The following is a 14374-nucleotide window of genomic DNA, read 5'->3' as shown; positions in this document are numbered from 1 at the left end:
ATCTGACATGGTTTTTCGAGCAAAAAATTTGAAAACAGTGCTGTATCATCTGTTCGTCTGCCTCATCGCGCTTACTGCGATTTATCCGATTCTCTGGCTGGTCGCCAGTTCCTTTAAGCCAAATGATGAGATTTACACAACGGCAACCTCTCTGATTCCCAGCCGGCTGGAGTGGAGCAACTATGTATCCGGTTGGAAGGGATTTGCAGGCATCACGTTTGCGACTTTCATGAAAAACAGCTTCATTATCGTGATTCTTTCAACGATTGGCGCTGTGGCTTCTTCCGCTCTTGTCGGATATGGCTTCGCTCGCATCAAATTTGCAGGAAGCAAGTTCTGGTTCGCCATGGTGATGTTGACGCTGCTGCTGCCTCAAGATGTAACGATTATCTCGCAGTATATTTTGTTCGCCAAAATTGGCTGGTTATCGAGCTTTAAACCGATTATTGTGCCGCAGTTTTTCGGAATTCCGTTCTTTATCTTTCTGATTATGCAGTTTATCCGCACGATTCCGCCTGAGCTTGATGAAGCCGCGAAAATGGACGGCTGCAGCAAATACAGCATTTTCTACAAAATTATTATTCCGCTTATCGTCCCGGCTCTCGTGACATCGGCAATCTTCTCCTTCTACTGGAGATGGGACGATTTCTACACGCCGTTGCTCTACTTAAATAATGCCCAGCTGTATCCAGTATCCCTAGCGCTTAAGCTATTCTTGGATAGTGAGTCCCTAAATAACTGGGGCGGTATGTTCGCGATGTCGACGCTGTCGCTAGTTCCGATTTTCGTTGTGTTTATGATTTTCCAAAAATATATTGTTGACGGAATTTCGACGAGCGGTTTGAAAGGATAATGAGAATGAATGCTCATTTGATCAATAACCAGCTACAGGGAGGAAACGAAGAGATGCCAGCTTTACAATTTGATCCGGATGAAATTCGCGAAGTCATTGACCGCGTCGTGCATAGAACGTTCCGCATGGACTTTAATTGGGATTGGCCGGGCGGCGTAGCTTTTTATGGGGTAACTGAAGCCTATGAAGCAACGGGAAATAAAGAGTATCTTCAATTGTTAAAAGAATGGGTCGATGAGAAGCTGGAAGATGGGCTGCCCAAGCTGTCGGTCAACGGCATCTCGATCGGTCACTCGTTGTTAACCCTGTACAAGGAAACTGGAGAAGAGCGGTATATGGAAATCGCTACGCAAATGGCGGACTTCCTGAAGCATGAGGCGGAGCGTTTTGGAGACGGCATTTTCCAGCATACTGTGAACTCGGAAACGTACAATTTCCCAGAGCAGGCATGGGTGGACACGATGTTCATGGCAGGGTATTTCCTGGTGCGGATCGGTTCGATGCTGAATCGTGAGGATTATTTCGAGGACGGCTTGAAGCAGTACCACGGTCATGAAAATGTGCTGCAGGATGCTGCGACGAACTTGTATTACCATGGTTGGGACAATTTGGCGCAAAATCATATGTCAGGCATTTATTGGGCACGCGGCAACTCATGGGCTGCCATTACGATGGCACGCGCACTGAGGCTAGTGCATGTGACACATCCTTCTTTTATGATTATCGAAGGTTCACTGCGAGATCAATTAAGCGCACTCGTGCGGTTGCAGGATGAAAGCGGATTATGGCATACCGTTCTGACGGATAAGGATGCGTATTTGGAAACGTCCGGTTCCGCTGGTATCGCGGCTGCGCTCATCGGTGCAGGACCGTTATACAATAAATATACAAACAAGTCGATCAAGGGTATTCTTTCACGTATAACAGATGATGGTACGATTACGGGCGTGTCTGCCGGCACAGCGGTGATGCGGGATATTGACGGCTACAAAGGAGTCCCGTACAAACGGATTCAAGGCTGGGGTCAAGGATTGGGACTGATTTTCTTATCCTCGTTACTAAACCGCAGGGACTGGTAAATGATGAACATACATTTGAAATTCGACTTTGGTCCTGAACAAAGTGGTACAAAAGAGGGTTTCACGAAAGTTAGCCATGATTCTTTTTATCACGAGAGTAACGGCGGCTATGGGTTTAGGGTTGGCTCAGAGGTATATGAAAGGGATCGCGGGCGACCGGAAGCGCTCCGCCAAGATTTTTGTATTCCCGTGGGCGCTGTGTTTCTTGTCGATTTGCCGAATGGCAATTATACGATTCACACGTTAATGGGGGATCTGATTACCGCAACGGTTACGAGCTTGAAGGTAGGAGAGGGAAGGCTGCTTTTATCGGAATGCCGCACGGCAGCGGGGGAGTTCGTGTCTAGCAGCTTTAGCGTCCATGTGGCAGATGGACAATTGAGGCTCGCGTTCTCAGGCGCTGCACCGCGCATTAATGCACTCGAGATCGTATCGGCGCCTCAAGCGGCTACCTTATATTTGGTTGGCGACTCCACGGTAACCGATCAGCCGGAGGATGGATATCCATACACAGGCTGGGGGCAAATGTTGCCGCTGTTCATCAAGGCGGATGCCGCTGTATCGAATCATGCGATGTCCGGCCGCAGCTCCAAAAGCTTCCTGAATGAAGGGCGGTTTACGCCGATTCTTGATAGGATGAATGCGAATGATTATTTATTCATTCAATTTGGGCATAACGATCAAAAGTTGGACGAGGAGCGGGCAACCTCCCCTTTTAGCACGTATAAAGAGCATCTGCTGATTTATATTGAGGAGGCTCGGATACGAGGAGCTGTTCCGATTCTAGTGACGCCAGTGCAGCGGAGATTTTTTGATGAAGCTGGCAAAATCGTCGACACCCACGGCGAGTATATCACGGCTATGAAGCAGCTGGCCGAAGAGGCGGATGTACTGCTCATTGATTTGGCGGAAGCTAGCAAGCAATTGTTCGAAACGCTCGGTCCTGAGGAAACCAAATCCTTGTTCATGTGGGCCTGGCCCGGGGAGTTTCCTAACTTCCCAAAAGGAGCAGAGGATAATACGCATTTTCAAGAAAAAGGCGGTATCGCTATCGCCGAGTTAGTCGTTGCGTGTATTCGAAAGCAACAGATACAGCCGCTTTCGCGCTATCTGCGGTAAGCGTTGAGGGAGATTCTAATAGAACCAGGTGGACCCGTCTGAAACAGACGTGGTTTGCCTGGTTTTTCGTTTGGGCGGGATACGTTATTTTCTGGGAAATAACGCTTTGTTGTACGTGCTAACTTATGCAGAGGCGCATGCATAATAAAACCCTGAGCAAATCAAGCTACTTTACCTACCTTCCACGATCCAACCGTTCAACTCACCATACTGCAACCTTCCACCTCACCAGACAAAGCAAGACTTGCGGAGAATTCCGCAAGGCAAGATCATAAGGGAACTCGAGTCCTCTATTTAGAGAAAATCGAGCAATCTCCACGATGAGCGGAACTACAGGGTCTTATCTGACCCCTGTGACAGGCATTTCAGTCGAAATTCGTGGAATAGAGGCCCACAGTTCCCTTTAGACTCAGAAAACATGCGTTTTCCGAGAAATAGCACCCTGCAGTTCCCCTGACCTATGCAGAGGAGGCGCTTGCACAATAAAAGCCTGAGCAAATCAAGCTACTTTACCTACCTTCCACGATCCAACTGTTCTACTCAACATTCTGCAACCTTCCACCTCACCAGACACAGCAAGACTAGCGGAGAATTCCGCAAGGCAAGATCATAAGGGAACTGGAGTCCTCTATTACGAGGATATCGAGCAATCTCCACGATGAGCGGAACTACAGGGTCTTATCTGACCGCCGTGACAGCTATTTCGAGCCATCTATCAGAAAGTGTTGAAAAAATAATCGAGTTTTTGCCGCGCGCATGCCTGAGGGGGAGGCGCTTTTTTGCACGCTCCTGCCTATGGGTGAATACACTGGAGTACAATTCCACAAACGGGCAATGGGGAGGAAAACAGATGAGAAGAAAGTTAACGGTAAAGAGGGACCAACGTGACTTTCGCGACTATTTTTACCGAAGTGTCAATTATGTCCGTGAATCTCAGCTGCCCGGCAAAGTAGACCTGCGGAGCAAGCTTTCTCCAATTGTCAATCAAGGGAATTTAGGATCTTGCACGTCGAATGCCATTGTAAGCGGATTACGTGAATATTGGCTGCGTCAAGAAAGCGATTCAGCGCTTCGATTATCCCGGCTTTTTCATTATTGGCATGAGCGGCAATTAGAAGGCACGGTAAGTAGGGACTCTGGCGCAACGGTCCGCGACGGGATGAAAGTGCTTCAGAAAATCGGTGTTTGCCCGGAAAGCGAATGGCCGTATCAAATTGCCAAATATAAAGAAAAGCCGGATAGAGAGGCTGAACAAACGGCAGGAAATTATCGCATCGGCAGTTATCATCGCATTCACGATCTGGCGGGAATCAAAGCGGCTTTGGCAGACGGTCAGCCTGTTGTCTTCGGCATTTGGCTGTATAGCTCTTTTGAAAGTCTGCCGGTTATCCGAACAGGACGTGTCCCTTATCCAGATCGAAAAAAAGAAATGCTGCTAGGCGGGCACGCTATGCTGGCTGTTGGGTACAGAGACGGGAAGAAGAAAGGCCAAGGCGTAATGATCGTCCGCAACTCATGGGGAAAAAGTTGGGGAGATCAAGGCTATTGTTATTTGCCTTATTCCTTTTTCAAAAACAATGTGCTGACCTTCGATTATTGGACCGGTAAATAAAGTGTGCTTCTAGGAGGGAATAAGCTGTGATAAGTGTTGAAGACGCCAATAAAATCATTGCCTTTTTATCTGCGGCATACATGGCAACAGAGGACGCGCAGGCAAGAGATGAGTTTCACCGACTAGCGAATGAATTGAGAAAAGCTTCCGGCCAACCGACACAATAGCAAGAGCAAGATTTAACAGGAACGATCTGAAACAAGGGGCGGCTCACATGCCAAAAGAAGATCATCTCAAATTGCTTATTTTAGTGCTTTTTGTATTACTTACCCTCATTCTCCTCATGATGTATTAAAAAGCAAAAACAGCCGGTACACGAGAGCGTTTCTCGTAAGTATCGGCTGTTTTTGTGTTCAGACTAGAAGCCTTTGTATTGCGGCTCTTCGTTTTCCAATTGCTGCACCCTGGAGGAAACTTGATTCACAATGTCTTGGGCAGCCATCGCGGCAGTTTCATACAGTTGTTTAGCTTCCTGATTCTGCGTAGACAACGCAAAGGTCTCTAGGCTGGCTTGCGCGCTTTTCAGGGAGGCTAGTGTTGTTTTTACTTGAGCAGCTACAGTCATGGTAGACACCTCTTCATTTGAATTTGGATTGCAACCAAAGAGAGCATAACGATTTCACTTGTTTGCGCTCATTAATATACCCTTTCTCTTCGTTCTCATAATTGACAATTAAATACAAATCAATTCAATGATAGCACTCGCTTATTTTGCACATAATGACTTTGTTTGGAGCACTAAGAAAGAGAGGGGAACGGGCCCGTGGCAGATTGGCTACATATCGTTATTAGAGCATTTAGCGCGCTAGTTATTCTGTTTGTACTGACACGAATCCTTGGTAAGAAACAAATATCTCAACTGACGTTCTTCGAATATGTGATAGGTATCACGCTAGGTGATTTGGCTGGTGTCATTTCAACGGATGTAGAAAGCAACTTTATGCATGGGGTTATTGCCATATTGGTCTGGTGTCTTGTGCCGTTTATCTTGGAGCTGCTAACACTCAAGAGCAAGACGCTGCGTACGTGGTTTGAAGGGAAAGGCACAGTGCTCATCAAAGATGGGAAGGTGCTTGAGGATAATTTGAAAAAGGAGCGGTACACAGGGGACGAGCTTCTTGAGCAGCTGCGTACGAAAAGTGTTTTCCGAGTGGCGGATGTGGAGTTTGCGATGCTCGAATCCAGCGGTGATCTGAGTGTTTTGCTCAAAAGCGAGTCACAGCCTCTGACGCCCAAGCATTTGGGGATGAAGCTGGGAACGGAAAAGCCGACCCAAACGGTCATTATGGATGGTGTGATCCAAAAGGAGCCGCTGGCTGCAGCGGGGAAAGGAATGGGATGGCTGCAAACGGAACTGGATAAGCTAGGAGTAACGAAGGAAAATGTGTTTCTTGGCCATGTAGACACCAACGGCGAATTCACCGCTGATCTCTATGATGACAAGCTGCAAGTGCCTCAGCCGAGCGAAAGACCTGCGCTTCTTGCAACTCTGAAGAAATGCGAAGCGGATCTTGAGCTGTATTCCTTAACAACGAAGCATCCTGATGCGAAAAAAATGTATCAAGACAGCTCCGTGGTGATGACGAAGGTCATTCAGGATCTTCATACCCTGTTAAGATCCTAATCAAGCAGGAGGGAAAGTATGGCCAACAATAAGAAGAAAAATCTAACAATGACCCAACAGGAGTATCAGGAATTAGCGAAACGGATTGAACCCAAGAGACCTGTTTTGAAAAATTGCCTTAGAGCTTTTTTAGTTGGCGGCACGATTTGCTTAATTGGTGAGTGCTTTATGCAAATGTTTATCAATTGGTTTGGGTTTACTGAGAAAACAGCCGGCAACCCGACCGTGGCTGTTATGATTATCATTTCGGTCATTTTAACAAGCTTTGGCATCTACGATAAAATTGCTCAGTGGGCTGGCGCCGGCAGCGCAGTTCCTGTTACAGGATTCGCGAACTCGCTTTGCTCTGCTGCGATTGAGCACCGGGCTGAAGGTTTAGTCCTTGGTGTAGGCGGGAATATGTTCAAATTAGCGGGCTCTGTCATCGTGTTTGGCACCGTGGCTGCTTTCATTGTGGGACTCTTGCATCTAATTATAATGGGTGGGGGCTGATTCTATGCTGAAAGGGCATCAAAGCTGGGTTTTCGAGAATCGTCCGGTCATTCTGTCGACAGGGACTGTAGTTGGACCTGATGAAGGCGAGGGTCCACTGGCGGAAGACTTCGACATCGTGCATGGCGATCTGACGGTCGGTCAGAAGACGTGGGAAAAAGCGGAAAAAGCGCTGCTTGAGGAAGCCGCGCAGCATGCCCTTGATAATGCCGGGCTTACGGGCGGCCAAATTCAGTTCTATATTGGAGGCGATCTGATGAATCAGATCATCTCCAATACGTTCGCGGCACGCACGCTGGGCATGCCGTATCTTGGCATCTTCGGCGCTTGCTCGACCTCGATGGAAGGGCTGGCGCTTGCCGCGCAGTTAATGGATTCAGGCGCCGCCAATTATATAATGGCAGGTACCTGCAGCCACAACTGCACGGTGGAGAAGCAGTTCCGTTATCCGACGGAATACGGATCGCAGAAGCCGCCGACCGCGCAATACACCGTGACCGGCGCTGGAGTGGCCGTGCTCGGGAAGACGGGGGATGGCCCCGTCATCACCTCGGCAACGATCGGCAGGGTTGTGGATATGGGGATCACAGACCCTTTCAATATGGGGGCAGCGATGGCTCCGGCTGCGGTGGATACAATCCAGGCTCACTTCCGCGATTTGGGACGCGAGCCGGGTTATTATGATCTCATTGTAACCGGAGATCTGGCTGCGGTCGGTTCCGAGATTGCACGTGAACTGTTCGAAAAGCACAAGGTTCCGATTGAACAAACGACGTATGATGACTGCGGCTTAATGATCTATCAGCGGGATACGCAAAATGTGCAAGCCGGAGGCAGCGGCTGCGGCTGCTCCGCAACCGTCACCTATGGGCATCTCCTCAAACGCATGAAAAAAGGAGAGCTGAAGCGCATCCTTGTTGTTGCTACAGGCGCTTTGCTGTCACCGCTCTCCTTCCAGCAAGGGGAAAGTATCCCGTGTATCGCGCATGCAGTTTCTATTGAGTCTGGAGGGTTGTACGCATGAACTTTTTTTGGGCTTTTGTCATTGGCGGTGCTATCTGTGTCTTCGGGCAGCTTCTAATGGATGTTGGGAAGCTGACGCCGGCGCATACCATGAGTACGCTTGTTGTCCTTGGAGCTATTGCGGATGGTTGCAATTTATATGACCCATTTATTGAATTTGCGGGTGCAGGAGCAACCGTACCAATTACCAGCTTTGGTAACGCCCTCGTGCATGGGGCGCTGGAAGAGCTGCACAAGGACGGTTATATCGGGATCATAACCGGGATTTTCAAAGTGACCAGCGCGGGTATCTCGGCAGCGATTATTTTCTCGTTTATTGCCGCCGTATTTGTTAAGCCAAAGGGATAGAAACGATCTGCCACAAGTGCAGCAAATTGAAGGGTGTAGTCGCCTTACACCTTCAAATTGCTGCACTTTTTTCTTTTGCAACACCGCCAAATGCACATGGGTAATTTTAACAAATAAATTTAGAGGAATTACAAGTATACGGACGAAAAACTTTGCTGTAAACTGGATTTACGCACTTTTTCTCTTCTATTTTAAGAATTACGGTCATTTTGGCGTTTTTTTGCGCCTGGCGGTCGTGACAAGATGAGGTTTTAATGCCGTGCAGCATACGCTTACGAAGTAAGTTTTCTTACGAAAACTCTAAGGAGGATTAAGTCATGGAAACTGCCACCCATCATCATGTAGAAGTTTTAACAAGACTGAAAACGAATTTAGAATCCTGCATACTCGGCAAGAGCGCTGAGATTGAATTACTGCTAACTGCGATGCTGGCCGGCGGACATGTGTTGCTCGAAGATGTGCCTGGTACTGGCAAGACCGTGCTGATCAAAGCCCTCGCCCGTTCCATCGACGGCCAATTCCGTCGCATTCAGTGCAATCCCGATTTATTGCCTTCGGACATTACCGGTGTTTCTATATATCATCCCAAAGAAGAAAAATTTCTGTTTCGCTCAGGACCGATCATGGCGAATATTTTACTTGTCGACGAAATCAATCGCGCAACGACCAAAACACAGTCGGCGCTGCTGGAAGCCATGGAAGAGCAGCATATTACGGTAGACGGCGATATCCATGAGCTGCCTTCTCCTTTTCTCATGCTGGCCACTCAGAATCCCATTGATTTCGAAGGCACGTATATTCTGCCGGAAGCGCAGCTTGACCGCTTTATGATTAAGCTTAGCTTGGGTTACCCGAGCGAAGCTGCCGAGAAACAGATGATTGCTTCGCAAATCAAAGCGCATCCGATGGAAGCCTTGCATGCGGTGATGGATACGTCGGAAGTACTGGCAGCACAAGAGCAAGCGCGCAGGGTACATATGGATGACGCGGTATCGGATTACTTAGTTAATATCACCAGGAAAACGCGCGACCATCACGCTGTATTTCTGGGCGCAAGTCCACGTGCCACGCTTTCGCTTGTGTTAGCGTCCAAGGCATATGCGTTCTTAAAAGGCAGAGACTATGTCATTCCAGATGACATCAAATACCTTGCGCCTTTTGTGCTCGGTCACCGAATGATCCTTCATTCCGAAGCACGCATGGATGGAGCTACCGTTAACTCCGTGCTCGGTTCGATTTTCGAGCAGGTTCGCGTGCCGGTTCGATTGGAGAAGTGAGCCTATGACTCGACCGGTATTCAAACGATTCGGGGAACGTCCCCGGTTTCCGGCTCCTTTATGGCTACTGATCTCCTGCTTTACGGCTAGCTTATTCTTCATGCTATTTCAAGGAGGAAAGCTGGCCTCCATGCTGTTTATTATCATCACTCTTTTGGCCATCTACTTGCTCGCAGGCAACTGGAGCGGTATCAGACGCGCTCAAGGGACGCGCAAGCTCTCCATTCAAGGGCAGGATGCACAGCTTGAAGCGGGTCAATCACTGCAAATCGGCATTGGCGTGCAAATTCCTGGTTTTTGGCCGATTCCTTATATGATTATCAAAGATCAATTCATTCGCCAGAGTGGAGAAGAAACCATCTTTGAAGGTTCGCTGATTCCGGACTGGAAGCGCAGGGGTGAATTGCTGTACAGCACGCCTCCACTGCGCAGGGGGTATTACCGGTTTGGCGATACGGAATGTTTGACCGAGGATATCTTTGGTTTCTTCCAGCACAAAGGACGCCTGGAACTGCAGCAATCCGTTACGGTGTATCCGCAAACCGTGGCCATCCGGGAATGGGCGCAGTTCCATCAAATGCTCAAAGGCATGCAGCATCATTCCACGACGACAAGAGCACACCGGGAAACGACGCAAATTAACGGTGTTCGTGAATATATTTATGGGGATCGCTTGTCCCGCATTCACTGGAATGCCACAGCGAAGACGGGGACTTGGAAGTCCAAGGAGTTCGAACGGGAGTCGCTGCCCAAAACGATCATTTTATTGGATCGCTCGGCTCGCGCCTATGGTGACGCGGCTGAATTTGAACTAGCTGTCTCTGTGGCGGCATCCTTGTTCCGCTATGGGTCCGGCCGCGACTTAGCGCTTGGTTTGTTGTCCATCGGGAAAGAATCCACCTATTTTGAACCGAAACAAAGCCAGAATCACCACAAGCATATTTTAAAACATTTGGTCGGGGTCGAAGCGGACGGCTTTCGCTCTTTGCAGCAAATTTTGAAAGAACATTCGCGGGAACTGCCTGCCGGCTGCTTCTTTGTGCTTATTTCCCCGCAAAAGGGTTCGGTCATGATGCAAGTGCTGACGCAACTCGAGCATTTGCAAATGAATCCTTGTCACATGTGGATTCATGCTGAACCTTCGCATGCGTTCAAACTGCAGGGTGCGGTTCAGGAAAGCGCAAAAGACGATTGGGTTAAGGCGATTCGCTCACAAGGGTATATGGGGTATGAGGTCAGTCAATTAACGGACTTGCCTAACCTGTTGGGAGGGGCGAAACGTTATGCTTAGCTCACTCTGGAAGCGAATTGTTTTTACGGATTGGGAACAGCGCCTTAGTGCGATTCTTACTGGTATTTATCTGTATCAATTTGTGATTTGGATTATGAAGGAAGACGGCTTGTGGCTCCCTGAAACAGTCGTTTTTGTCACAGGAACACTAAGTCTAGCAGCGGTTACGTATCTGATTCCGCATCTTCGCCGCATATGGCGAGTTCTCATTCAATTTGGATTGGTCATTGCGCTTCACGTCATCGGGATGGGTTACCACTTCGTTGCTGTAAAGGTGACGACATGGAAGACTGCACTCCGTTGGGTCGCTTTAAATGCAGGTCAGTTAGAGCCGTATATTTGGTTTAGCTTAGCTGCTTGGCTCACCTATTTATTTGCGATGTGGTCAGTAAAATCAAGGCTGCGTATTTTCGTTCTCATTGCTGTCAGTATATTGTTTTTTGCCATACGAGATTCCTTCAGCACGATTTTCCTGTGGCCGCAAGTAGCTATGGTCATCTTCTGCGGATTTTCGCTGCTGATGGTTCGCCACTTCGCCAAGCTGAAGAAACGGGCACCTGTTATTTGGGAGACGATTACCGATTATCCCTCTTCGCTTCTGCTTCCAGTGGGGCTGATCGTAGCTGTTATTACGCTTGTTGGGTTTCTGGCACCTACCGTAGAACCGGTCTTAACCGATCCATACACCGCTTATAAGGTGAGTCGGGGAGAATCCGTACCTCTATTAGGGAAAGGGGTAAGCGTAACGGCGTCTACCACCGATACTTCATCGGGCTACAGCAGAGATGACAGTCATCTGGGTGGCGGGTTTCAATTTGACTATACACCCGTCATGACAGTTGAAACGAGCAAACGCACCTACTTCCGTGGTGAAACGAGAGCTCAGTATAATGGAAAAGGATGGGAGCTTAGTCCGAATGAGAAAAAGCTTCCGATGAATCGGGTCAATTTGAATACACTGCCTCTTGATCCGAGATTTGATCTCTCACTGTTGAAAACACAGGAAGTCACACAAACCGTTGTTATGCAGAGAGAAGATGTGTTTCCGGTACTCTTCGGCGGATATGCCGTTCAGCGTCTGGTGGAAGTGAATCAAGGTGAGAATCCGTTCCAGCGTATTCTATGGTCGCCTCGACAATCTGAGCTGCGGTACACGGGCAGAACGAATTATCCCAAAGAATATGCCATTATTACTCAGGAGCCTATTTTGGATGTAGCGCAGCTGCGCGAGGTGAAGAGTGACTATGAGAATAAGCCGGAATGGGCGGAGTATTTGCAAATACCGGCGGATCTTCCCGAACGTGTCAAACAACTTGCGATCGACATCACCAAATCAGCCACCAATCCTTATGATAAGGCCAAGCTGATTGAGGCTTATTTATCGGAGCATTACCCTTATACGAACACACCGGATGAAAGCAAAGGGAAAAGCAAAGATTTTGTAGATCGATTCTTGTTCGAAATTAAACAGGGATACTGCGATTATTATTCCACATCAATGGCTGTGCTTACCCGTTCCATCGGACTTCCGACCCGCTGGGTGAAAGGGTACTCATCAGGAACTTCTCCGCAATCGGATCAGATGCGAGAATTTGGTATTTTGAGTCAATTCGGTGAAGACATCGATGCTGACGCTGCCGGCACGTATACAGTCCGGAACTCGGATGCTCATTCCTGGGTTGAAGTGTATTTTGAAGGATTCGGCTGGATCCCTTTCGAGCCTACTTCCGGGTTTGCGCTTCCGAATGTGTTCCCAGCGGAGACACCTCCGCCTGTTGATCCGACGACAGAGAGCGATCCGGTGACACTGCCTGAAGAAACGAGTCAAGCGCCTAGCTTTACTTGGCTATGGTTGACATTAAGCGGTGTTGGTGCTGCTCTAGTAATTGCTGCTGGCGCTGTATTTTTGCTCAAAAGCAATTATTGGCGGACATGGCGTATGCACAGAAAGCAATTGAAAGCCGTTAATTTTAATCAGAAAATTATCGTGGAATTCGAGAAGCTTCTGCGGATGAGCCGACGTAAGGGCTATACCAGATTAGAGCATGAAACGATGAGAGAAGCGACGGCTAGGTGGTCAAGCCAGAGCAAATGGATGAAAAAAGATCTGGAAACAGTGTTAGAGCTGTTTGAACGAGCAAAATACAGTCAAAATGTTTCGACCGAAACCGATTATCAAACCGTGAGTCAATCGATTATGAAATTAAAAGAACAAATGAAATAGGTGATGAAAGCCACTTTCCCTTGTTGGGGGGTGGTTTTCCCTATGAGAGGAGCATATTCACATGGCTTTTATCGATTGTCATTTTTACTCCGATTCCCTCGGTGTCTCAGCTTCCATGTACGTGATTTTACCTCAGCCGGCTCAAAGCCAGATCGGGATCGCCTCAGCGAGCTACGGCACGACCAAGCATCCTACGCTGTACTTATTGCATGGTTTATCTGACGATCACACCATCTGGATGCGGAGAACATCTATCGAGCGGTATGCGGCCAAGTTGGGGATTGCCGTTGTTATGCCGGCTGTGAATCGCAGCTTTTATACAGATATGGCGGCAGGTCCAAAGTACTGGACGTTTATTAGCGAGGAACTGCCGGCGATTGCCAGATCTTTTTTTCCGCTCGCAGAGGAGCGAGAGTTGAATTATGCTGCGGGCTTGTCGATGGGCGGATATGGCGCGATGAAGCTGGCCCTCAGACATCCGGACCGGTTTGCAGCTGCTGCCAGCTTGTCGGGCGCCGTAGATATTTCGCAGCGAGCATTAAACTTTCCGGATGAATTCAAGCTGATTTATGGCGATGTGACAAGGATCAAAGGCAGCGAAAATGATTTATTCTATTTGGCAGAGCAAGTGAAGGCCAGCAAAGGACCGAAGCCTGATTTATATCAGTGCTGCGGCACGGAAGATTTCCTATATGAAGACAACATCCGTTTCCGTAATTATTGCAGGGAATTGGGTCTGAACTTAACCTATGAGGAAGAGCCTGGAGAACATGAGTGGGGTTATTGGGACCGTAAAATCCAAAATGTCCTGAACTGGCTGCCGCTTCCAGCCCGCGGCTAGTGGGAAAATATGTTCTTTTCTTTTTGCAACAAACGGGTCACTATGGTATAGTTTCTCGTATATGTCGAGGAAGCAGTGGAGGGAAATGGTTTGCTGAAAAAGCTCGTACCCAGACAGTCCGTGCACACAATCTATGATATTGATGCCAATCATCTATGGGGATTTGGTGTTCGCGGTATCATTACCGATCTCGATAACACACTCGTAGGCGCGCGCGATCCGCATGCGACTCCAGAGTTAATAGAGTGGTTGAACCGGTTGCAGAAGATGGGCTTCAAGGTCGTCATTGTGTCCAACAACAATCATGGACGCGTATCCGCCTTTGCGGAGCCGTTAGGCATTCCATTCATTCACAGAGCCAAGAAACCATGGAACGTTTCATTTCACAAAGCTATGAAGCTGCTTGGTACGAATGCGAGACAAACAGCAGTCATAGGCGATCAAATGCTGACGGATGTGCTTGGCGGCAATCGAATGGGGCTTTACACGATTCTGGTCAATCCGATTTCTATCAATGACGAAGGTTTTTTCACACGAATTAACCGACGGATTGAGAAATGGGCGAATGCCAGGATGAAGAATTAGGAGGTT

Annotated in this window: 15 protein-coding genes; 14 read left to right on the top strand and 1 reads right to left on the bottom strand. The window is 48.3% G+C overall.

Translation table 11 applies throughout. From position 1 onward, the window contains the following. The first annotated feature begins 7 nt into the window (after positions 1–7). The 5 genes from GON05_RS22050 (at position 8) to GON05_RS22030 (ending at position 4830) form a co-directional block, all read left to right on the top strand. A complete protein-coding gene (locus GON05_RS22050; RefSeq protein WP_127449950.1) occupies positions 8–853 on the top strand; it encodes a carbohydrate ABC transporter permease in 846 nt (281 codons plus the stop codon). A gap of 53 nt (positions 854–906) precedes the next feature. After that, positions 907–1932 carry a glycoside hydrolase family 88/105 protein gene (locus GON05_RS22045; RefSeq protein ID WP_157321814.1) on the top strand — a complete coding sequence of 342 codons (1026 nt, stop codon included), beginning with the start codon at positions 907–909 and terminating at the stop codon, positions 1930–1932. A 3-nt stretch (positions 1933–1935) separates the two neighbouring features. Further along, positions 1936–3051: a rhamnogalacturonan acetylesterase gene (locus GON05_RS22040; RefSeq protein ID WP_157322316.1), complete on the top strand. Its 1116-nt coding sequence runs from the start codon at positions 1936–1938 to the stop codon at positions 3049–3051. A gap of 850 nt (positions 3052–3901) precedes the next feature. Beyond that, positions 3902–4663: a C1 family peptidase gene (locus tag GON05_RS22035; protein WP_157321812.1), complete on the top strand. Its 762-nt coding sequence runs from the start codon at positions 3902–3904 to the stop codon at positions 4661–4663. A 26-nt stretch (positions 4664–4689) separates the two neighbouring features. Further along, positions 4690–4830: an N-acetylmuramoyl-L-alanine amidase gene (locus GON05_RS22030; protein ID WP_181646168.1), complete on the top strand. Its 141-nt coding sequence runs from the start codon at positions 4690–4692 to the stop codon at positions 4828–4830. A gap of 191 nt (positions 4831–5021) precedes the next feature. Here GON05_RS22030 and GON05_RS22025 read toward each other — a convergent pair whose 3' ends face one another. After that, on the bottom strand, positions 5022–5228 hold the full coding sequence (locus GON05_RS22025; RefSeq protein ID WP_127449940.1) for a DUF1657 domain-containing protein: 207 nt from the start codon (positions 5226–5228) through the stop codon (positions 5022–5024). A 198-nt stretch (positions 5229–5426) separates the two neighbouring features. On the opposite strand from GON05_RS22025, the gene GON05_RS22020 reads away from it, so the two are divergent. The 9 genes from GON05_RS22020 (at position 5427) to GON05_RS21980 (ending at position 14368) form a co-directional block, all read left to right on the top strand. Further along, complete coding sequence (locus tag GON05_RS22020) at positions 5427–6287, top strand: DUF421 domain-containing protein (RefSeq protein WP_181646167.1); 861 nt, start codon at positions 5427–5429, stop codon at positions 6285–6287. Positions 6288–6305: 18 nt separating this feature from the next. Further along, positions 6306–6779, top strand: a complete 474-nt coding sequence (spoVAC, locus tag GON05_RS22015; RefSeq protein ID WP_157321810.1) for a stage V sporulation protein AC — start codon at positions 6306–6308, stop codon at positions 6777–6779. 4 nt (positions 6780–6783) lie between these two features. Then, positions 6784–7803: a stage V sporulation protein AD gene (gene spoVAD, locus GON05_RS22010; protein WP_127449935.1), complete on the top strand. Its 1020-nt coding sequence runs from the start codon at positions 6784–6786 to the stop codon at positions 7801–7803. Next, positions 7800–8150, top strand: coding sequence for a stage V sporulation protein AE (gene spoVAE / locus GON05_RS22005; RefSeq protein WP_127449933.1), 351 nt, complete (start codon positions 7800–7802; stop codon positions 8148–8150). The genes spoVAD and spoVAE overlap by 4 nt, the downstream gene beginning before the upstream one ends. Positions 8151–8467: 317 nt before the next feature. Beyond that, positions 8468–9427, top strand: coding sequence for an AAA family ATPase (locus GON05_RS22000; protein ID WP_127449931.1), 960 nt, complete (start codon positions 8468–8470; stop codon positions 9425–9427). A gap of 4 nt (positions 9428–9431) precedes the next feature. Then, entirely contained in the window at positions 9432–10718 is a 1287-nt protein-coding gene (locus GON05_RS21995; RefSeq protein WP_157321808.1) for a DUF58 domain-containing protein, read from the top strand. Beyond that, on the top strand, positions 10711–12942 hold the full coding sequence (locus tag GON05_RS21990) for a transglutaminase TgpA family protein (RefSeq protein WP_157321806.1): 2232 nt from the start codon (positions 10711–10713) through the stop codon (positions 12940–12942). Before GON05_RS21995 ends, GON05_RS21990 begins: the two co-directional genes overlap by 8 nt. Before the next feature lie 61 nt (positions 12943–13003). Further along, the gene (locus GON05_RS21985; protein ID WP_157321804.1) at positions 13004–13783 is read left to right on the top strand and encodes an alpha/beta hydrolase; all 780 of its coding nucleotides are present in this window, start codon (positions 13004–13006) and stop codon (positions 13781–13783) included. 90 nt (positions 13784–13873) lie between these two features. After that, the gene (locus tag GON05_RS21980; protein WP_174806720.1) at positions 13874–14368 is read left to right on the top strand and encodes a YqeG family HAD IIIA-type phosphatase; all 495 of its coding nucleotides are present in this window, start codon (positions 13874–13876) and stop codon (positions 14366–14368) included. The last annotated feature ends 6 nt before the right edge of the window (positions 14369–14374 follow it).

This window comes from Paenibacillus anseongensis (genome assembly GCF_009757995.1).
GTDB lineage: Bacteria > Bacillota > Bacilli > Paenibacillales > NBRC-103111 > Paenibacillus_E > Paenibacillus_E chondroitinus.
The sequence above is the reverse complement of the archived record's forward strand: the minus strand, read 5'-3'. Positions and strand labels throughout refer to the sequence as shown.